Source organism: Pseudomonas delhiensis (assembly GCF_900187975.1).
Lineage (GTDB): Bacteria > Pseudomonadota > Gammaproteobacteria > Pseudomonadales > Pseudomonadaceae > Pseudomonas > Pseudomonas delhiensis.
Genome location: NZ_FZPC01000004.1, coordinates 169,518 through 191,922 on the forward strand (window position 1 = coordinate 169,518; position 22,405 = coordinate 191,922).

8 protein-coding genes and 1 other RNA gene are annotated in these 22,405 nt (G+C 67.8%); 8 read left to right on the top strand and 1 reads right to left on the bottom strand.

The features are described from left to right. The first annotated feature begins 250 nt into the window (after positions 1–250). The 4 genes from zipA to CHC02_RS05095 all read left to right on the top strand — a co-directional run bounded on the left by zipA (position 251) and on the right by CHC02_RS05095 (position 4,335). Positions 251–1,141, top strand: coding sequence for a cell division protein ZipA (gene zipA / locus CHC02_RS05080; protein ID WP_089390418.1), 891 nt, complete (start codon positions 251–253; stop codon positions 1,139–1,141). Positions 1,142–1,245: 104 nt separating this feature from the next. Continuing rightward, positions 1,246–3,633, top strand: coding sequence for an NAD-dependent DNA ligase LigA (gene ligA / locus CHC02_RS05085; protein WP_089390419.1), 2,388 nt, complete (start codon positions 1,246–1,248; stop codon positions 3,631–3,633). A gap of 33 nt (positions 3,634–3,666) precedes the next feature. After that, positions 3,667–3,945 (top strand): HU family DNA-binding protein, encoded by a 279-nt coding sequence (locus CHC02_RS05090; RefSeq protein WP_089390420.1) that lies wholly within the window; start codon positions 3,667–3,669, stop codon positions 3,943–3,945. A 12-nt stretch (positions 3,946–3,957) separates the two neighbouring features. After that, entirely contained in the window at positions 3,958–4,335 is a 378-nt protein-coding gene (locus CHC02_RS05095) for a cbb3-type cytochrome c oxidase subunit 3 (protein ID WP_089390421.1), read from the top strand. Between the two features lie 40 nt (positions 4,336–4,375). Here CHC02_RS05095 and CHC02_RS05100 read toward each other — a convergent pair whose 3' ends face one another. Continuing rightward, positions 4,376–4,744, bottom strand: a complete 369-nt coding sequence (locus CHC02_RS05100; RefSeq protein WP_089390422.1) for a type 1 fimbrial protein — start codon at positions 4,742–4,744, stop codon at positions 4,376–4,378. 231 nt (positions 4,745–4,975) lie between these two features. Here CHC02_RS05100 and ffs point away from each other — a divergent pair. The 4 genes from ffs to CHC02_RS05120 all read left to right on the top strand — a co-directional run bounded on the left by ffs (position 4,976) and on the right by CHC02_RS05120 (position 22,165). After that, an RNA gene (ffs, locus tag CHC02_RS05105) (signal recognition particle sRNA small type) lies at positions 4,976–5,072 on the top strand. Positions 5,073–5,386: 314 nt separating this feature from the next. Then, entirely contained in the window at positions 5,387–6,016 is a 630-nt protein-coding gene (locus CHC02_RS05110; protein WP_089390423.1) for a response regulator, read from the top strand. A gap of 346 nt (positions 6,017–6,362) precedes the next feature. Then, positions 6,363–18,809, top strand: a complete 12,447-nt coding sequence (locus CHC02_RS05115; RefSeq protein WP_089390424.1) for an Ig-like domain-containing protein — start codon at positions 6,363–6,365, stop codon at positions 18,807–18,809. Positions 18,810–19,141: 332 nt separating this feature from the next. Then, a complete protein-coding gene (locus CHC02_RS05120; RefSeq protein WP_139210184.1) occupies positions 19,142–22,165 on the top strand; it encodes an Ig-like domain-containing protein in 3,024 nt (1,007 codons plus the stop codon). Positions 22,166–22,405 lie beyond the last annotated feature (240 nt).

Genomic DNA, 22,405 nt, shown 5'->3' on the forward strand with positions numbered 1-22,405 from the left:
TGATCTGTGCTGTACTGGGAGGATATGCGTAACCCCTTGATTCGATTGGGGTAAGCCCAGTCCCGGGAGCGCCCGGGAAAAGTTGCGAATATTGCTGCGGGCAACAGCCGCAGACGGTGTAAAAGTTGTGTCGGGCATGCTAGCTTAATGCCCACTTTGTTACGCGCGAACATACAACTCGGGGTTCGCGTTTTACCGGGATAGGACATCCCTTTTTCATCATCATTTTTATCAGGGGCACTGGGATTAGATGGATATCGGTCTGCGCGAATGGCTGATCGTCATTGGGCTTATCGTGATCGCCGGCATTCTGTTCGATGGCTGGCGGCGCATGCGGGGCGGAAAGGGCAAGCTGAAGTTCAAGCTGGACCGCCATTTCGCCAACCAACTGGACGACGATGACGACGGCGGCAGCGCCGAGGTGCTGGGGCCCTCGCGGGTGGTCGAGCACCACGAGCCTTCGCTGGACGAGCACGACCTGCCCAAGGTCAGCGCCAAGGACCCGGCCCGCGGCAAGCGCCGTGGCGAGCCGCGCCAGGGCGACCTGGCCCTGGACGACCCGGCGCCGAACCTGCTCGGCCCGCTGGACGAGGAAGACTTCCCCGACCCCCTGGCCGAGGCGCCCAAGGAAAAATCCCGGGCCAGGGACCGCAGGAAGGACAAGGAAAAGGACAAGGAGCGCCCGGCGCCCGCCGCCGCCCCGGCTCCGGTGGAAGAAGTGCTGATCATCAACGTGATCTGCCGCGACGAGGGTGGCTTCAAGGGCCCGGCGCTGCTGCAGAACATCCTCGAGAGCGGCCTGCGCTTCGGCGACATGGACATCTTCCACCGCCACGAGAGCATGGCCGGCAACGGCGAAGTGCTGTTCTCCATGGCCAACGCGGTCAAGCCGGGCACCTTCGACCTGGACAACATCGACCAGTTCAGCACCCGCGCGGTGAGCTTCTTCCTCGGCCTGCCGGGCCCGCGCCATCCGAAGCAGGCCTTCGACGTGATGGTCGCCGCCGCCCGCAAGCTGGCCCACGAACTCAACGGCGAGCTGAAGGACGAGCAGCGCAGCGTGATGACCGCGCAGACCATCGAGCATTACCGCCAGCGCATCATCGAGTTCGAACGCCGCGCGCTGACGCAGAAACGATAAACGCAGCGGCAAGCTACAGGCCCCAAGCTGCAAGCCTAGCGCTTGGCTTGGGGCTTTGCTTTTCTTGTCTTGCCGCTTTTAGCTTGCCGCTTGAGGCTTTCTGAATGACCGACACCCAGACCGCCGCCCAACGCATCGCCCAGCTCCGCAGCGAACTGGACGCGCACAACTACCGCTACTACGTGCTCGACGAGCCCAGCGTGCCGGACGCCGAGTACGACCGCCTGTTCCGCGAGCTGAAGGAACTGGAGGCCGAGCACCCGGACCTGGTCACCCCCGAGTCGCCGACCCAGCGCGTCGGCGGGGCGGCCGCCTCGGCCTTCGGCGAGATCCGCCACGAAATCCCCATGCTCAGCCTGGGCAACGCCTTCGAGGAGCAGGACCTGCTGGACTTCGACCGCCGCGTGCGCGAAGGCCTGGCCGACCTGCTGCCGGGCGGCGACCTGCTCGGTGGCGGCGCCGAGGTGGAATACAGCTGCGAACCCAAGCTCGACGGCCTGGCGGTCAGCCTGCTTTACGAGAACGGCCGGCTGACCCGCGGCGCCACCCGCGGCGACGGCACCACCGGCGAAGACATCAGCGCCAACGTGCGCACCGTGCGCAACATCCCCCTGCGCCTGCAGGGCGAGGGTTGGCCGGCGGTGCTGGAAGTGCGCGGCGAGGTGTTCATGTCCAAGGCCGGCTTCGAGGCGCTCAACGCCCGGCAGATGGAGGCTGGCGCCAAGACCTTCGCCAACCCGCGCAATGCCGCCGCCGGCAGCCTGCGCCAGCTCGACCCGAAGATCACCGCCAGCCGCCCGCTGGAACTGTGCGCCTACGGCTTCGGCCGCGTCGAGGGCGGCAGCCTGCCGGGCACCCAGGTCGACATACTCGAGGCCTTCAAGGCCTGGGGCATCCCGGTCAGCCGGGAGCTGAGGCTGGTCCGCGGGGTGAAGGGCTGCCAGGACTACTACGCCGACATCGGCCAGCGCCGCGACAGCCTGGCCTACGAGATCGACGGCGTGGTGTTCAAGGTCAACCGCATCGACTTCCAGCGCGAGCTGGGCTTCCGCGCCCGCGAGCCGCGCTGGGCCATCGCCCACAAGTTCCCGGCCCGCGAGGAACTCACCGAGCTGCTCGACGTGGAGTTCCAGGTCGGCCGCACCGGCGCCGTGACCCCGGTGGCGCGCCTGAAGCCGGTGCAGGTGGCCGGCGTCACCGTGTCGAACGCCACCCTGCACAACATGGACGAAGTGGCGCGCCTGGGCCTGATGATCGGCGACACCGTGATCATCCGCCGCGCCGGCGACGTGATCCCGCAGGTGATGCAGGTGGTCACCGAGCGCCGCCCGGCCGACGCGCGCCCGGTGCACATTCCCGAGCACTGCCCGGTGTGCGGCTCGCAGGTGGAGCGCACGCAACTGGTCAAGCGCGCCAAGGGCCGCGAGTCGGTCAGCGAAGGCGCCATCTACCGCTGCGTCGGCCGGCTGTTCTGCCAGGCGCAGCTCAAGCAGTCGATCATCCACTTCGTCTCGCGCCGGGCCATGGACATCGACGGCCTCGGCGACAAGATCGTCGAGCAACTGGTGGACAAGGGCCTGGTCAAGTCGCCGGCCGACCTCTACCGCCTGGCCTACGAGCAGGTGATCGAGCTGGAAGGCTTCGCCGAGGTGTCCAGCAACAACCTGATCAACGCCATCGCCGACAGCCGCCGGCCGAGCCTGGCGCGCTTCGTCTACGCCCTGGGCATCCCCGACGTCGGCGAGGAGACCGCCAAGCTGCTGGCCCGCGCCCTCGGCTCGCTGGCGCGCATCCAGCAGGCCCTGCCGGAGGTGCTGACCTACCTGCCGGACGTCGGCGCCGAAGTGGCCTACGAGATCCACAACTTCTTCGCCGACGAGCACAACCGCAAGGTGATCGCCGAACTGCTGGACGCCGAGCATGGCGTGCAGCTGCAGGAGGAGGGCGGGGTGGCCGCCGAGTTCGCCGCCTGCGCCACCCTGGCGGGCTTCATCGACAAGCTCAACATCCCCTTCATCGCCGCCACCGGCGCGGAGAAGCTGGCCAGCCGCTTCGGCTCGCTGGAAGGCATCATCCATGCCGACTGGCTCGACCTGCGCCAGGTGGAGCGCCTGCCCGAACGCGCGGCCAAGAGCCTGCGCGAATTCTTCGACGATGCCGGCAACGCCGCCCGCGCCCTGGCCATCGAGGCCCAGCTGCGCGAGTTCGGCATGCACTGGGCGAGCGAGAAGAAGCAGGCCGAGGGCCTGCCGCTGGCCGGGCAGACCTGGGTGCTCACCGGCACCCTGGAGGCCATGAGCCGCGACGTCGCCAAGGAGAAGCTGGAAAGCCTGGGCGCGAAGGTCGCCGGTTCCGTATCGGCCAAGACCCATTGCGTGGTGGCCGGCCCCGGCGCCGGCTCCAAGCTGGCCAAGGCCCAGGAACTCGGCGTGGACGTCATGGACGAAGAGGGGCTGCTGAAGCTGCTGGCCGGCCACGGCATCGACGCCTGAACGAATTCCCAAGACCATCCGGAGAGAAACACCATGGCAATGACCAAGGAACAACTGGTACGCGACATCGCCGAATCCCTCGACCTGACCCAGGCCTCGGTGCGCGGCGTGTTCGAGCAACTGGCCGGCATCGTCCAGGACGCCCTGGAGAACGACGGCGAGCTGACCCTGCCGGGCATCGGCAAGCTCAAGGTGAGCGAGCGCGCCGCGCGCACCGGGCGCAACCCGCAAACCGGCAAGAGCATCGAGATCGCCGCGAAGAGAGTGGTGCGCTTCGTCCCGGCCAAGGCCCTGGCCGACAGCCTCAACTGACCGGGGGCGACGATGGACAAGGCTAGAAAACAGCGGCTCGCGGGGCTGATCGCCCTGGTCCTGCTGTTCGCCCTCTACGTGGCCTGGACCGAGCGTCCGCAGATCCAGCTGCACTACGACGCCAACGCCAGCGCGCCGGCGAGCTACAGCTTCAAGGAGAACGGCGAGGAAAGCCTCTCCGGCGAGATCCAGCCGGGCGCCGTGCTGAGCTTCCCCCTGCGCCTGCTGCGTGGCGGCGACTACCGGGTGGCCTTCACCTTCCACCGCGGGCAGGAGAAGTACGCCAGCTTCAGCAGCCGGCCCGGCTTCGAGAAGAGCGACCTCTACCTGGGGCCGAACCTGGAGGTGTCGACCCAGCCGATCCCCGGCGGCATGATCCGCGCCGAGTGAGGCCATCCCCCGCGCCGCCGGGCGAGGGGGGAGGGGGAACTCAGAGGTAGGTGATGTTCAGCAGCAGCGGCCGCGCGCCGCTGCGGCCGTCCAGGTTGCGCAGCACCAGGTTGAGGTCGCCGCCTTGCGCCTCGTGCCCGGCGCCGAGGTCGACGTGGCGGCCGTCCAGGTCGGTCACCGCCAGTTGGCGGGCCGCTTCCTGCCCGGACGGTTCGCTGAACGACAGGCTCGAGGTCCCGCCGCAGCCCGTCAACGCCAGGCGTGCCTGGCGCGCGCTGGCTTCGCTGGCGACATCGGTGACCTGGCACGGTGGCGAATAGATGTGGCCGCTGAAGGTGATGGTGCCGCCGTTGGCGAAGGCGGTGGAAGACAGGCCCAGGGCCAGGACAGCGAGCGCAGACTTGATCATCGGAATTCTCCCAAAGCGTTGAGGGCTGAAGCGCCGAGGGGTGTCCGTCCCCTCCATCTCACCAGTGCCATGGCAGTGTGCCATCATGTCGCAGGGTGGTGATATCAAATTGCCATTTCTGCGTGTCTCATCGCGGATTTCACCGCTAAGTGCTTGAAGTGCTTGTAACTTGCGCTGGGCTCGGTACAATGTCGCCGCCCGCTGCTCAGGCGGGTTTCGTTATGGTGGCCCTGTCGGTCCCCCCGCAACGATCAGCCGTGAACCCGGTCAGGCCCGGAAGGGAGCAGCCGCAGCGGTGACATCGTGTGCCGGGGTGTGGCTGGCGGGGCCACCTCCATTTTCGGGTGGGATTCTTCGTAGCCACAATTCCCCTCAGGCTAGCTCCGTTTCCCCCTTTTCCCCTCCGATCCGTCTGATTTTTTTCACGGCATTTCCGCTGCCCCGCTTGGCGCGCGGACGGGCCGGCGACGGCCATCGCAGACGCGCCGCACTCTTTTCCCGCGCGCTATTGGCAACTTGGGCGTCATGTCGGATTTTTCTTATATTGATTAAATAGTCCAGTTTTAAGGTGACGTTTTTCAGGGGCTTCCATTAGATTAGGCACCCGCGAAAGTTGCGGTTATCGTCGTTTGTGAGGTTGCCTTGAAAAAGATCAAGATCGTTCTGGCGGATGATCACGCAGTCGTATTGATGGGAGTTCGTGGAGTTCTGGAACGCCACCCGCAGTATCAAGTGGCATGTGAGGTGCGAACTTCCGGTGAGTTGGTCGAGGCATTGCGACGGGAGCATTTCGATATCGCGATCATCGACTTCAGCATGCCCGGAGACGAAGTCTACGGTGACGGCGTGCGCTTCATCGGTTATCTGGTACGTAATTTCCCCGAGGTAAAATTCCTGGTCTTCACCATGCTGTCCAACCGCCTGGTGCTGGACCGTCTGTGCGAGCTGGGGGTGCAGGGCGTGGTGCGCAAGGACGCGGGCATGCCCCAACTGTTGTCGGCCCTGGACGCCCTGAGCAAGGGCCGCAGGGTACTGAGCCCGTGCACGGGCGAGGGCGGCGACCTGCACAGCCGCCTGACCTCGCTCTCGGTCAAGGAGTACGAGGTACTGCGGCTGTTCGTCTCGGGCCTGCGCGTCTGCGAGATAGCCCGCCTGCTGCGGCGCAGCGACAAGACCATCAGCGCGCAGAAGGCATCGGCCAAGCGCCGCCTGGGCGTGACCACGGACCAGGAACTGCTGGCCTGTTGCCTGGAGGGGCATTTCTTCGACTGATGAACTTCATCCTATATACCACCTGAAAAAGCGGGCTTGCATGGCCCGCTTTTTTATTTCCCGTTGGAATACCTTTTTCTGAAAGGGTTAAGTTGAAATATTAAAAGGGTTGAGAATTTTCCGATATGGCTTCGGAATTTATCGCCTGGGACCATGAATAAGAAAATTCCCAATTGTATGCCCTGAAACGCGCCCTATTCTTTCGGTCAGTAATTAAGGAATGCCTTGGTCTTCCTTGATTTGAATCAAATAAGGCGCTGGCCAGGTATTTTGAGGATGCATCTTGGAATCGCCAGTGCCCTTTCAATTGCAGAAAGAAAGATAGCCTCGTCAGGCGGGAGTTCACATGGCCGCGATTCAACTGATTGCGAAGAGTTCGGGACAGGTCAGCGATGTCAGCGGCAAGAACCTGTTGTCGCTGACGCACCCGTGCGTGGTGAAGATCGCGGCCGCGCCGGACAGCATCCAGTCTGTCAGCCGCAACGGCGACAGCTTGGTGATACGTCTGAAGAACGGCGAGGTCATCACCGTCGACAACTTCTTCCAGGCCGTGGACGGCCTGCGCCACGACCTGGTGCTGGAGGCTCCTGACGGCCAGCTGTGGCTGGCGGACCAGAGCGAACCCTGGCTGACCACCGAGCTGGATTCCATCGAGCAACTGCTGGCCGTGCAGTCCGATGATGCCTACTACGCCTTCGGCCTGCTGCCCATGGCCGGCCTGGGCGCCCTGGGCGTCGGTGGCCTGGCCGCCGCGGCGGGGGGCGGTGGCGGCGGCTCGGGGGGCGGCGCCAGCGGGGCGGCCCCGGGCAAGCCGGCCGTGCTGTCCAACAACCTGCAGGGCCTGGCCGGCACCGCCGAGCCCGGCAGCCTGATCACCCTGACCCGCCCGGACGGCAGCACCCTCACCACCACCACCGACGGCAACGGCCACTGGAGCTTCCAGCCCAACCCGCTGGACAACGGCCAGGCCGGCACCGTCACCGCCTCCAACGGCAATGGCACCAGCGAGCCGGTCGGCACCGGCGCGGCCGACCTGCTGGCGCCACAGGAGCCCACTGTCACCGAGAACAACGCCGGCGGCCTGTCCGGCACCGGCGAGCCGGAAGGCATCGTCACCGTCGAACTGCCCGATGGCAGTACCGTCACTACCGTCGTCGACGGCAACGGCAACTGGGAATTCCCGGAAAACCCGCTGGAGAACGGCGAGAGCGGCATCATCACCATCATCGATCCCTCGGGCAACGTCAGCCCGCCCACCGTGACCGAGCCGGCCGACCTGGTTCCCCCGGAGCCGCCGGTGGTCACCGAGAACAACGGCAACGGCCTGGGCGGCACTGGCGAACCGGAAGGCATCGTCACCGTCGAACTGCCCGACGGCAGCACCGTGACCACCGTCGTCGACGGCAACGGCAACTGGGAATTCCCGGAAAACCCGCTGGAAAACGGCGAGAACGGCAGCGTCACCATCACCGATCCGTCGGGCAATGTCAGCCCGCCGACCGAAACCGGCCCGGCCGAGATAGAGCCCATCGACACCACGGCCCCGGAACCGCCGGTGATCACCGACAACAATGGCAATGGCCTGGGCGGCACCGGCGAGCCGGAAGGCATCGTCACCGTGGAACTGCCGGATGGCAGCACCGTGACCACCGTCGTCGATGGGAACGGCAACTGGGAGTTCCCGGAAAACCCGCTGGAGAACGGCGAGACCGGCATCGTCACCATCACCGACCCGTCGGGCAATGTCAGCCCGCCCACCATCACCGAACCGGCTGACCTGGTTCCCCCGGAGCCGCCGGTCATCACCGGCAACAACGGCAACGGCCTGGGTGGCACCGGCGAGCCGGAAGGCATCGTCACGGTCGAACTGCCGGACGGCAGCACCGTCACCACCGTCATCGACGAAAACGGTAACTGGGAGTTCCCGGAAAATCCGCTGGAGAATGGCGAGAGCGGCATCGTCACCATCACCGACCCGTCGGGCAATGTCAGCCCGCCGACCGTGACCGAGCCGGCTGATGTCATTGCACCGGAGCCACCAGTCATCACTGACAACCACGGCAACGGCCTGGGCGGTACCGGCGAGCCGGAAGGCATCGTCACGGTCGAACTGCCGGACGGCAGCACCGTGACCACCATCATCGACGAAAACGGTAACTGGGAGTTCCCGGAAAATCCGCTGGAGAATGGCGAGAGCGGCACCGTCACCATCACCGATCCGTCGGGCAATGTCAGCCCGCCGGTGACTACTGAGCCGGCCGACGTCATCGCGCCGGAACCGCCGGTCATCACGGACAATAACGGCAACGGCCTGGGTGGCACCGGCGAGCCGGAAGGCATCGTCACCGTCGAACTGCCGGACGGCAGCACCGTCACCACCGTCATCGACGAAAACGGCAACTGGGAATTCCCGGAAAATCCGCTGGAGAACGGCGAGAGCGGCACCGTCACCATCACCGACCCGTCGGGCAACATCAGCCCGCCGACCGAAACCGATCCGGCCGATACCATCGCGCCGGAACCGCCGGTCATCACCGACAACAACGGCAACGGCCTGGGCGGTACCGGCGAGCCGGAAGGCATCGTCACCGTCGAACTGCCCGATGGCAGCACCGTGACCACCATCGTCGACGAGAATGGCAACTGGGAATTCCCGGAAAACCCGCTGGAAAACGGCGAGACCGGTACCGTCACCATCACCGATCCCTCGGGCAACGTCAGCCCGCCCACCATCACCGAACCGACGGACAACCTTGCCCCCGATATTTCCGAGGCCGAGGCGAGCCTCAACCTGATCGACGATGTCGGCGCCATCACCGGGCCTATAGCCCAGGGCGGCCACACCGATGACAACCAGCCCGAGTTCAAGGGCCAACTGGTCGGCGGCGATGCCGTGCTGGTGAACGTCTACGACAATGGCGAGCTGATCGGCAGCACCCCGGTGAACCCCGACGGCAGTTGGAGCTTCACCCCCGAGCAGCCGCTGGAGGAGGGCGCGCACAGCCTGCAGGCCAGCGCGGTGGATGCCGCCGGCAATGCCAGCGCCATGCTGCCGGCCGATGGCTGGAGCTTCACCGTCGATACCCTCGCGCCGGTCACCCCGCCTGAGACGGTCGGTGCGCTGAGCCTGGTCGACGATGTGGGCAGCGTCATCGGGGAGATCGCCCGTGGCGGTGTGACCGACGATGCCAAGCCGCGCTTCGGCGGCAATGGCGTACCGGCCGATATCCTGAGCGTGAACGTCTACGACAACGGCGTGCTGATCGGCAGCGCCAGTGTCAGCGCTGGCCAGTGGAGCTTCGACCCCGCGCTGCCGCTGCTGGCCGGCGAGCACAACTTCCAGGCCGCGCTGGTGGATGCCGCCGGCAACGAAGGGCCGAAGAGCGCCGACTGGCACTTCACCCTCAAGCTGACGCCGCCGGCCGCGCCTTCCATCGAGCACGTCATCGACGACCAGGCGCCGCTGACCAGCGAGCACCTGCAGCCCGGCGCGCAGACCGACGACCGTACCCCGACCATCAAGGGTACCGCCGAGGCGGGCACCCTGGTCCACCTGTACGTCAATGGCAGCGAAGCCGGCAGCGTCGCCACCGACGCCGAGGGCAACTGGTCGATCACCCTGGACGATCTCGGCGCCGACGGCCTCAAGACCCTTACCGCCAAGGCCGTGGACACGGCCGGGCAGTGGAGCCCGGCCACCGGCGGCTTCGACATCCTCCTCGACACCCGCGCACCGGCCACCCCGGACGCGCCGAGCGCGCTGGACAACGTCGGTGCCGTCACCGGCCCGATCACCGGCGGCGTAACCGACGACAGCACCCCGACCTTCAGCGGCAGCGCCGAACCGGGCGCCACCGTCACCATCAAGGATGGCGACAGTGTCCTGGGCACGGCCATCGTCGATGGCGAAGGCAACTGGAGCTTTACCCCGGCCGAGGCGCTGGGGGAGGGCGAGCACAGCATCACCTCCGTGGTCAGCGATGCCGCCGGCAACGTCAGCGAGCCCAGCGATGCGCTGGTGCTGGTGGTCGACACCCGGCCGCTGGTGGTCAGCGTCGCCAAGGCGCTGGATGACGCCGGCAGCCTGACCGCCGGGCTGGGCAACGGCGCGGTGACCGACGACCGCACGCCGACCCTGGTGGGCAGCGCCACCGCCGGCGCCCTGGTCACCGTCATGGACGGCGCCAGCGTGCTCGGCTCGGTGGTGGCCGATGCCGCCGGTGCCTGGAGCCTGGAGCTGCCGGCGCAGGCCGATGGCGGCTACAGCTACGACGTCACCGCCAGCAACGGCGCCAACAGCGCCAGCACCCGCTTCGAACTGACCATCGACGGCAGCGCGCCGGCCAAGCCGGGGGCGATCCTCGCCGTCGACAACCAGGGCGAGGTCACCGGCCCCATCGACAACGGCATCACCGACGATTCCACCCCGACCTTCAGCGGCAGCGCCGAGCCGGGCAGCGTCGTCACCATCCTGGATGGCGGCAGCGTGCTGGGCACGGCCGTGGCCGACGGCGACGGCAACTGGAGCTTCACCCCGGCGCAGCCGCTCACCGATGGCGAGCACGCCATCAGCGTGAAAGCCACCGATGCCGCCGGCAACGTCAGCGAGCCGAGCGACGTGCTGGCGCTCACGGTCGACACCAGTGATGTGCTGGTGAGCATCGAGGCCGCCATCGACGATGCCGGCGAACCCCAGAGCCTGAGCAACAACGCCCTGACCAATGACGCCACCCCGACCCTGGTCGGCAAGACCCTGGCCGACGCGGTCGTGGTCATCTTCGAGGGCGAGGTCGAGATCGGCAGCGTCACCGCCGATGCCGAGGGCAACTGGAGCTTCCAGCTGCCGGCCCAGGCCGATGGCGAGCACACCTATACCGCCAGCGTCTCCAATGGCGCCAACAGCGGCAGCGCCGAGTTCAGCCTGAACCTCGACACCGCCGCGCCGGCCACTCCGGCAGCGGTGCTCGCCACTGACGACCAGGGCCTGGTCCGCGGCCCGATCGCCGCGGGCGGCGTCACCGACGATGCCCAGCCGGTGTTCTCCGGCACGGCAGAGGCCGGTGCCGTGGTCACCCTGCTGGACGGCGCCGAGGTGCTGGGCAGCGTCACCGCCGATGCCAACGGCGACTGGAGCTTCACCCCGGCGCAGCCGCTGGCCGAGGGCAGCCACAGTATCAGCGCGCAGGTCAGCGATGCCGCCGGCAACGTCGGCCAGCCCGGCCCCGCGCTGGCGTTCAGCGTCGACACCGCGCCCATCAGCGTCAGCGTGATCAAAGCCAGCGACAACGTCGGCGCCAAGCAGGGCGACCTGGCCGACAAGGCGCTCACCGACGACAACCGCCCGACCCTGGTCGGCACCGCCAGCGCCGGCGCCATCGTCAGCATCCTCGACGGTTCGACGCTGCTCGGCTCGGTGCTCGCCGACGCTTCCGGCAACTGGAGCCTGGAGCTGCCGGAGCAGGCCGACGGCAATCATGTCTACGACATCCTGGCCACCGCCGCCAACGGCAACGAGGCCGGCACCCGCTTCGAACTGGACATCGACACCCAGGCCCCCGACGCCCCGGCCGGCATCGTCGTGACCGACAACGTCGGCGCGCAGCAGGGCGGCCTGGAGGCCGGCGCCGCCACCGACGACAGCGCCGCGGTGATCAGCGGCAGCGGCGCCAACCCCGGCGACCTCATCACTGTCCACGACAACGGCAGCGTGATCGGCACCGCCATCGTCGACGCCGACGGCAACTGGAGCTACAAGCCGGAAACCCCGCTGGCCGAAGGCGAGCATGCGATCACGGCCTCGGCCACCGATGCCGCCGGCAATGAAAGTGCCCGGGGCCCGGCCCTGAGCTTCGTGGTCGACACCACCGCGCCGGGCGCGATCACCGACCTGGCGCTGGTCGACGACGTGGAAGGCGGCATCCTCGGCAGCATCGGCCAGGGCGAGCTGAGCAACGACGCCACGCCGACCTACAGCGGCCATGTCGAGGGCGGCGCCGTGCTGGTACGCATCTACGACAACGGCGAGCTGATCGGCTCGGCGAGCGTGGACGAAGCCGGCAACTGGCGTTTCGAGCCGCAGACGCCGCTGGCCGATGGCGCGCACAGCTTCCAGGCCGAGGCGCTGGACGCCGCCGGCAACCTCGGCCCGCGCAGCGAGGCCTGGGACTTCGTGGTCGATGCCGCCGTCCCCGAGACGCCGCGCATCACCCGCGTGCAGGACGACTTCGGGCCGCAACAGGGCGACCTCGACAAGGGCGCCGCCACCGACGACGCCAACCTGACCCTGAGCGGCACCGGCAGCGCCGGCGCCACCCTGTTCCTCTACGTGCGCCTGAGCGACGATGCGCAGGCGCCGAGCGAGCTGCTGGGCTCCACCGTCATCGACGCCAACGGCCAGTGGAGCCTGACCACCGACGACCTCGGCCAGTTCGGCGGCGACGGCATGAAGTACCTGTGGGCCAGCTCGCAGAGCCCCTCGGGGCAGATGAGCGAAGCGCCCGGCGAGGACTTCCCGGTCGAGCTGCAGAGCGCGCTGCCGGAGGCGCCGCAAATGCTGGCGCTGGAGACCGAAGCCTTCACCAGCCTGGTCTCCGGCAACCTCACCAGCGACACCACGCCGAGCATCTCCGGCAGCGGCGCGCCGGGTTCGCTGGTGGTGGTCTACGACAATGGCCAGGAACTGGGCTCGACGCAGGTGGACGAGGCCGGCCACTGGAGCTTCACCCCGCAGGCGCCGCTGGCCGATGGCTCGCACGCGCTCAGCGCGACCCTCACCGATGGCGTGGGCAACGTCACCGAGCCCAGCGCGCCCTGGCTGTTCGTGGTCGACACCCTGGCGCCGAACGTCGGCCTGGACATCAACACCGCCGAGCAGCTGGCCGGGCAGACCGAGCCGGGGGCGATCGTCACCGTGGTCGACAAGGCCGGCACGGCGCACAGCGTCACCGCCGACCAGGACGGCCGCTGGAGCATGCAGCCCAACCCCCTGGGCCTGGGCGAGGACGGCAGCCTTTCGGTGCAGGACGCCGCCGGCAACCCATCGCAAGCCATCGTCATCCAGGGCGACGTGCTGGCCAGCTACGACCTGAGCCGCTACACCAGCCAGGTCAACACCACCGAGGCCGGGCCCCAGGCCAACCCGAGCGTGGCGACCCTGGCGGACGGCAGGATCATCGTGGTCTGGCAGGGCGGCGATACCGGCAACGACTCCGCCGAAGTGTTCATGCAACTGTTCGAGGCCGACGGCGTCACCCGCATCGGCGGCGAGCAGCAGGTCAACCAGCGCAGCGCGTACAGCCAGGACAGCCCGCAGGTGGTGGCCCTGGCCGACGGCGGCTACCTGGTGGTCTGGGAGTCCTACCTGGCCGGCCCGGACACCAGCGGCGACGGCATCATGGCACGGCGCTATGGCGCCGACGGCAGCCCGCTGACCGACGAGTTCGCGGTCAACCTGAATACCGCCGGCGGGCAGAAATCGGCCGTCGCCGTCGCCCACCCGGATGGCGGTTACACCATCAGCTGGATGAGCGACCCGAACGGCACCAGCACCGACCTGATCGTGCAGCGTACCTTCGATGCCGACAACCAGCCGCTGACCGGCGACGTGATCGTGGGCAGCGGCGAGGCATACGGCGCCTCCGGCGCACCGGCCATGGCGGCCTTCGCCGATGGCACGTACGTGACCGTGTGGAGCGGCGCCAAGGGCCCGGGCGACAACGCCGGCACCGGTGTCATCGGCCAGCTGTACAAGGCCGACGGCACGCCGCTGGGTGGCAACTTCCAGGTCAACGGCAGCACCGGCAACAGCCAGGACTACCCGGACGTGATCACCCTCAGGGACGGCAGCTTCGTGGTGGTCTGGGAGGGCAACCCGCCGGGCAGCAGCGGCTACGACGTCTACATGGCGCACTACAGCGTCGACCCGGCCACCGGCGCCGTGCAGCGGATCGGCATGGGCGACGTGCGCGTCAACAGCAACGTGGCGGGCGACCAGTACAAGCCCACCGCGGTGGCGCTGGACGATGGCGGCTACCTGGTCCTCTGGGGCTCGGTGGGTGGCGACGGCAGCGGTTCGGCGGTCTACGCCCAGCGCTACAGCGCTACCGGCGAGAAGCTCGGCCGCGAGTTCCTGGTCAACCCGACCACCGAGGGCAACCAGGGCTGGGCCGGCGACAGCGTCGACATGAAGAACCTGCTGGACGCCACCGTGATGGAAGACGGAAACGTCTACGTCACCTGGCAGAGCGACAAGGCCGACAGCAGCGGCTGGGGCATCGAGGGCAGCGTCATCGACATCGATGCCGGCTACTACTCGGAATTCCGCGTCAACAGCACCCTGACCGGCGGCCAGGACCATTCGGCCACGGCCAGGCTGCCCAACGGCGGCTTCGTGGTGGTCTGGGAATCGGCCACGGGCGATGGTTCCAACGACTGCGTCATGGCCCAGCTGTTCGACGCCAGGGGCATGCCGGTAGGGCCGGAGTTCGTGGTCAACGCCACCAGCGGCGACTACCAGGGCAAGCCCTCGGTGGAAGCCCTGGCCGACGGTAGCTTCGTGGTCAGCTGGACCAGCTACACCGGCGGCAACGATGCCATCGTGCAGCAGAAGTATGGCTACACCTACGACCTCGACGGCCAGATCAATGGCGCGCAGCGCCAGGGTGGCGAGCACACGGTGAATGTCAACGACGCCGGCAACCAGCGTTACTCCAGCATCAGCGCCCTGGAGGACGGCGGCTACATGGTGACCTGGAAGTCGGCGGTCGGTGGCGAGTGGCATGTCTATGCCCGTCAGTACGATGCCGACGGCTCGCCGGTTACCGGCGACCTGCTGGTCAGCGATACCAACTACAGCAGCATCGACATCGTCGGCCCTTCCATCACCACCCTCAAGGGTGGCCTGGTGGTCATGTCCTACGGCCGTGATGTCGGTGGCAGCGCAGGTGGGGAAGCCTACTTCCGCATCTACGACCCGGCCACCGGGACCTTCGGCCCGGAGATCGTGGCCAACCAGACCAGCGCCAACAGCCAGGCCTCGCCGAGCGTGTCGCACCTGGCCAACGGTAATTTCATCGTCACCTGGGACTCCAACGACCATGGCGGCCCGGACCAGTACGGCTACGGCACCTGGGGGCGGATCTTCAACGCCGCCGGCGAGCCGGTGGGCAACGAGTTCCTGCTCACCGGCACCACCATTGGCGACCAGGTCCTGCCGGTGGTCGTACCCCGCGAGGGCGGCGGCTTCGTGGTGATCTACCAGTCGTCCAGCGAGGCGGCGCCGGGCGCCGGAACCTACGGCGTCTACGCCCAGTACTTCGACGATGCCGGGCACAAGGTCGGCCAGCAGCTGCACATCAACCAACTGGTGAGCGGCGACCAGGTCGAGGTCGACGCCACCTTCCTGGACAGCGGCAAGCTGTTCGTCAGCTGGACCGACAAGGGCGTCAGCGACGGCAGCGGCAGCGCCATCAAGGGCAGCCTGGTGGACCTGGACGAGAGTCTCGGCCTCATCGCGCCGCCGCCCGTGGGCGAAGGCGTGACCGGCATCGACTACGTGCCGGCCGACCCGCCGGCCATCAGCGTGCTCAGCGTCGGCCTGGACAGCAACAGCGCCGAGCAGCTGGGCGGCCGCACCGAGCCGGGCGCCATCGTCACCGTGGTGGATGCCAAGGGTGTCACCCACACCGCCACCGCCGACGAGCACGGCCGCTGGGCCATCTACCCCAACCCGCTGGCGGAGGGCGAGCAGGGCAGCCTGTCGGCCCGCGACGCGGCCGGCCACGAGGCGCCGCCGCTGGCCATCCAGGGCGCGGCCCTGGCCGACTACCAGCTGGTCCGCCACACCGTGGAGGTCAACACCACCGAGGCCGGCCCCCAGGCCAACCCGAGCGTGGCGACCCTGGCGGACGGCAGGATCATCGTGGTCTGGCAGAGTGGCGATGCCAGCGCCGGCAATGCCGAGGTGTTCATGCAACTGTTCGCGGCCGACGGCGTCACCCGCATCGGCGGCGAGCAGCAGGTCAACCAGCGCAACGCCAGCAACCAGGACAGCCCGCAGGTGGTGGCCCTGGCCGACGGTGGCTACCTGGTGGTCTGGGAGTCCTACCAGGCCGGCCCGGACACCAGTGGCGATGGCGTCATGGCGCGCCGCTACGGCGCCGACGGCACCCCGCTGACCGACGAGTTCGCGGTCAACGTCGGCACTGCGGGCGGGCAGAAGTCGCCCATCGCCATCGCCCACCCGGACGGCGGCTACACCATCAGCTGGCAGAGCGACCCGGATGCCAGCACCACCAACCACATCGTGCAGCGCAGCTTCGACGCCGACAACCAGCCGCTCACCGGCGACGTCATCGTCGGCAGCGGGAACCTCTACGGCAACGAAGGCGCGCCGGCCATGGCGGTCTTCGCCGACGGCATGTACGTGACCGTGTGGACCGGCCACGGCGGCCCCGGGGACAACTCCGCCAGCGGCGTCATCGGCCAGTTGTACAAGGCCGACGGCACGCCGCTGGGCGGCAACTTCCAGGTCAACGCCGGCACCGGCAACAGCCAGAACTACCCGGACGTGATCACCCTCAAGGACGGCAGCTTCGTGGTGGTGTGGGACAGCAACCTGCCCGGCTCGGTCAGCTCGGACATCTATGCCGCGCATTACCGCGTCGACCCGGCCAGCGGCGAGCTGTCGCTGGTGGGCGCGGGCGACTTCCGCGTCAACAGCGGCCTGGCCGGCAAGCAGTACAAGCCCACCGCGGTGGCCCTGGAGGACGGCGGTTACCTGGTGGTGTGGGGCTCGGACGGTGGCGACGGCAGTGGCTCGGCGGTCTACGCCCAGCGCTACGACGCCCAGGGCCAGCCACTGGGCCGCGAGTTCCTGGTCAACCCCACAACCGAGGGCAACCAGGGCTGGGGCGGCGACAACGGCGACATGAACAACCTGCTGGATGCCACCCTCCTGGCCGACGGCAACGTCTACGTGACCTGGCAGAGCGACAAGGCCGACAGCAACGGCTGGGGCATCGAGGGCAGCGTCATCGACATCGACGCCGGCTACTACTCGGAATTTCGCGTCAACGGCACCCTGTCTGGCGACCAGGACCGCTCGGCCACGGCCAGGCTGCCCAACGGCGGCTTCGTGGTGGTCTGGGAGTCGGCCACGGGCGACGGTTCCAACGACTGCGTCATGGCCCAGTTGTTCGACGCCAAGGGCATGCCGCTGGGCGGCGAGTTCGTGGTCAACGGCACCACCGCCAACTACCAGGGCCAGCCTACGGTGGCGGTGCTCGCGGATGGCAGCTTCGTGGTCAGCTGGACCAGCTATGCCGGCGGCAACGACGCCATCCTGCTGCAGAAGTACGGCTACACCCACGACCTCGATGGCCAGATCAATGGCGTGCAGCGCCAGGGTGGCGAGCACACGGTGAATGTCAACGACGCCGGCCACCAGCGCTACTCCAGCATCACCGCGCTGGACGACGGCGGCTACATGGTGGCCTGGAAGTCATCCGTGGGGGGCGAGTGGCATGTGTATGCCCGCCAGTACAATGCCGATGGCTCGCCGGCGGGCGGCGAACAGCTGGTCAGCGATACCAACTATGCCGACAGCCTCGACACCCGCGCGCCGTCTATCAGCACCCTGGAGGATGGCCGCGTGGTGTTCGCCTACGGCCGCAGCATGGGCGGCGGCGCCGGTGGCGAGGTGTTCTTCCGTGTCTACGATCCGGCGACCGGGAACTTCGGGCCGGAGATCCTGGCCAACCAGACCAGCGCCAACAGCCAGGCCTCGCCCAGCGTGTCGCAGCTGGCCAACGGCAGCTTCGTGGTGACCTGGGACTCCAATGACCACGGCGGCCTGGACCAGTCCGGCTACGGCGTCTGGGGGCGGGTCTTCAATGCCGCCGGCGAGCCGCTGGGCAACGAGTTCCTGCTCAACACCCGCACGGCCGGCAACCAGGCCTTGCCGCTGGTGGTGGCTCGCGAGGGCGGTGGCTTCGTGGTGGTGTACCAGTCCGCCAGCGATGGCGCCCCGGGCGCGGGCAGCTACGGCATCTACGCCCAGTTCTTCGACGACGCCGGGCGCAAGGTCGGCCAGGAGCTGCACATCAACCAACTGCTCAGCGGCGACCAGACGCAGGTTTCCGCGGCCTTCCTGGACAGCGGCAAGCTGTTCGTCAGCTGGACCGACAACGGCGTCGGCGACGGCGGCGGCAGCGCGGTCAAGGGGCGCCTGGTGGACCTGGAGGAAACCCTCGGCCTGCCAGCACCCGCCGTGGAGGGCGGCGCCACCCACGTCGACTACCATCCGGTGTCGGACATCCTCGGCACCGCCGGCGACGACATGCTCGACGCCCGTGGCTATACCACCGCCAGCGGCGGCGAGGGCAACGACGCCATCCTCATCGACGGTACGGGCTTCGCCCACATCGACGGCGGCGCCGGCTACGACATCCTGGTCTGGGCCTCGCGCAATTCGCTGGACCTGGGCGAGGTCGCCGACAGGCTGGAGAACATCGAGGCCATCCACCTGGGCGAGGCGCTGGGCCAGACGCTGAGCCTGAGCCTGGCCGACCTGCTGAAGATAGTCCCGCAGGAGGGGGACGCGCAGCGGCTGAGGATCACCGGCGACACCGGCCAGAACGGCGTGACGGATACCGTCGACATCGATCTCTCGGCATGGGCCCTGGACGCCGGGCAGGCCAAGGTCAGCGAGGGGGCGGTCACCTATGACGTCTACACCTCGGCCAGCGCCTCCCATGTGCAATTGCTGATCCAGGAGGGGCTGTACGTGGTCTGAGTGACACCCCCGGCGAGGGGCCGCCGCGTGGCAATGGAAAAAGGCACGAACCGAGGTTCGTGCCTTTTTTCGTTTTCGCCCCGGCAGGGCGACGGGCGTTCTTGAGGAAATCCTTAAAGCCCGGTCGGGCAGGGTGGCTTTAGGGGGATTCCTAATGGTTGGGAGCCTGCGGCGCTGTAGCCTTCCCGGCGCCCTCGGCCATTGTCCGTGGTCCAGGGGGCGCCGGGCCCTTCGTGCCCACCTGGAAGCTGGCTGTCGGGCAGACCGCGCTTCGTATCTTCATTGGCTGCCCTAGCCGGGGCGACGCTTCACTGTTTCGGGAGGAATTGAAAATGGACGCAATTGAACTGATTGCGAAAAGCTCAGGAGAGGTGACGGGCCTGACCGGCAACAGCCTGTTGTCCTTGTCGCACCCGAGCGTGGTGAAGATCGCCGCCGCGCCGGAAGACGTCAAGTCCATCAGCCGCGACGGCAACCACCTGGTGGTGCGCCTGAAGAGCGGCAAGGTCATCACGGTCGACAACTTCTTCCAGGACTTCGACGGCGTGCGCAACGACCTCGTCATGGAGGCTCCCGACGGCAAGCTGTGGCTGGCCGACTACGAGGAGCCCTGGCAGGGCGCGGAGCTGACCGAGCTGGGCTCGGTCGAGGAACTGCTGGCGCTGCAATCGGACGACCATAACGTCGCCTTCGGCCTGCTGGTGCCGGCCGCCGGCCTCGGCGCCATCGGCGTGGGCAACATGCTGACCCAGCGCGGCGGCGGTGGCGCCTCGCCGCGCAATGGGGACCCCCTGCCGGGAGAGGCGCCGGCCGCGCCGAAGGTCCTCTTCAACAACCAGCAGGGCCTGACCGGCACGGCCGAGTCCGGCAACCTGATCACCCTGACCCGCCCGGATGGCAGCACCGTCACCACCATCGCCAGCACCGACGGCACCTGGGCCTTCTTGCCCAACCCGCTGGAGGACGGCCAGGGCGGCAGCGTCACCGCCAGCAACGGCAACGGCACCAGCCCCGCGGTCGAAACCGGCCCGGCCGACCTGACCCCGCCGAAGGACCCGCTCGTCACCGAGAACAACGCCAACGGCCTGTCCGGCACCGGCGAGCCGGGCGACACCATCATCCTCACCAGGCCCGATGGCAGCAGCGTCGCCACCACCGTGGACGAGAACGGCAACTGGACCTTCCCGGAGAACCCGCTGGGCAATGGCGAGTCCGGTTCGCTGGTGGAAGTGGACCCCGCCGGCAACCACAGCGGCAGCGTGGACACCGGCCCGTCCGACACCGAGGTGCCGGAGGCGCCGGTGGTCACCGAGAACAACGGCAACGGCCTGGGTGGCACCGGTGAGCCGGAAGGCATCGTCACCGTGGAGCTGCCGGACGGCAGCACCGTGACCGCCGTCGTCGATGAAAACGGCAACTGGGAATTCCCGGAGAATCCGCTGGAAAACGGCGAGAGCGGCATTGTCACCATCACCGATCCCTCGGGCAACGTCAGTCCGCCCACCGTCACCGAGCCGGCCGACCTGGTTCCCCCGGAGCCGCCGGTGATCACCGACAACAATGGCAACGGCCTGGGTGGCACCGGCGAGCCGGAAGGCATCGTCACCGTGGAACTGCCGGACGGCAACACCGTCACCGCCGTCGTCGATGAAAACGGCAACTGGGAATTCCCGGAGAACCCGCTGGAAAACGGCGAGAGCGGCACCGTCACCATCACCGACCCGTCGGGCAACGTCAGCCCGCCGACCGTGACCGAGCCGGCCGACACCATTGCGCCGGAACCGCCGGTCGTCACCGAGAATGGCGATGGCCTGGCCGGCACCGGTGAGTCGGGTGGCACCGTCACCGTCGAACTGCCCGATGGCAGCACCGTCACCACCGTCGTGGATGGAAATGGCAACTGGGAATTCCCGGAGAACCCGCTGGAAGGCGGCGAGGAAGGCACGGTCACGGTGACCGACCCCGCCGGCAATATCAGTGGGGAAACGCCGACCGGTCCGGCCCCGACCGATCCGGAAGAGCCGGGCGATCCGCTGGCGGCCCCCGTCATCGACTGGATTCGCGATGACCAGGAAGCGCAGGTCGGCGAAGTCGCGCCCGGCGAAAGCACCAACGACCGCAGCCCCACCGTGGGCGGCAGCGGTGTGCCCGGCAGCCTGCTGACCCTGTACCTCGATGACCAGGTCGTGGGCAGTACTACCGTGGGCCAGGATGGCAAGTGGGAGATCGCTGTCGCCGACCTGGGCGAGGACGGGGCCAAGCGCTTCAGTGCCGAGCAGTCCATCGATGGGAAGGACAGCCCGAAGAGCGAGGTGGTGGAGATTGTGCTGGATACCCAGGCGCCCGGACGGCCGCTGATCGAGGATGTGTACGACAACTTCGGTCCTGACCAGGGCTCGATCGCCAATGGCGGGCAGACCGACGATTTCTGGCCGACCATCAGCGGCCGCATCGAAGGTGGCGATATCGCCTACGTTAAGCTCTTCGACAAGGGCATGCTGGTCGGCTCGGCCGTGGTCGACGCATCCGGTGCCTGGGTATTCGAGAGCCCCCTGCTTGGCGCTGGCAACCATGGCCTGCAGGTATCGGCGGTGGACAAGGCCGGGAACGAGGGGCCGCTTAGCGCATCCTGGAGCTTCTCCGTTCCCCAGACGGTTCCCCCCTATCCGGTCATCAGCATGGTTGTCGACGACTTCGGCGGCCAGCTCGGTCCGCTGGAAAAAGGCGACTTCACCGATGACCGGACACCCACGGTGAAAGGCACCGGTACGCCGGGGCACACCATGGAGCTGTACCTGCAGCTGCAGGACGACGGCAGCGGGGTGGACCTCGACACGGCCATCCTCCTGGGTTCGGCCACGGTGGGTGTCGATGGCAGTTGGACGATCGATTGCCCGGACCTGTTCGAGTACGGCGGCTACGGCGAGAAGTTCCTCTATGCATCGTCCTACGATGCCCAAGGCGACCGCACGCCGGCCACCGGTGCCTACGACATCATCCTCGAGCCTGTGGAAGAGGCCGGGTTGCGCGCGTTGCCCGGTGAGGCGGCGCCGGAGCAGGCCTACGCCCTGGATGAGGGTGGCAGCCTGGTCCTCCAGTTGTTGACCCATGGCGCTGCGCTGGAGGACGTCCAGCCGCGCGGACAGTCCGCCTGGGAGCAGGAAGGACGCATCGACCTGGCCGGGCTGCTGGGTGAAATGGGGCAACCGGGAGAAGGGTTGCTGGCGGCCCTGGCCGGCGCGGGCGACGACAGCGCCACCGGCGCTGTGCCCACCGTCGACGCCGCGGTACCGATGGCGGCATTGGAGCGCGTCGACCTGCTCGAACTGCTGCAGGGCCAGCAACTGGTCCTCTAAGACCGAGCGGCCGGCCGCCGTTGATGGCGGTCGGTCTCTTTCCCCATCAAGGGCGCGAACCGTGTTCGCGCCCTTTTTTCATCCGCGCCCGAAGTGCCCCGGGAGGCGATTTACGCCCGCCGGCCGGGTGCTTTAGGGGGTTCCCTAGATACCTTCCCGGGCAACTTTCCTAGCATCGCCGGTGGGACTTCAGCACACAACCAACACTGCCAGAAGTGAGTGCGCCCACGCTGGTGGCGA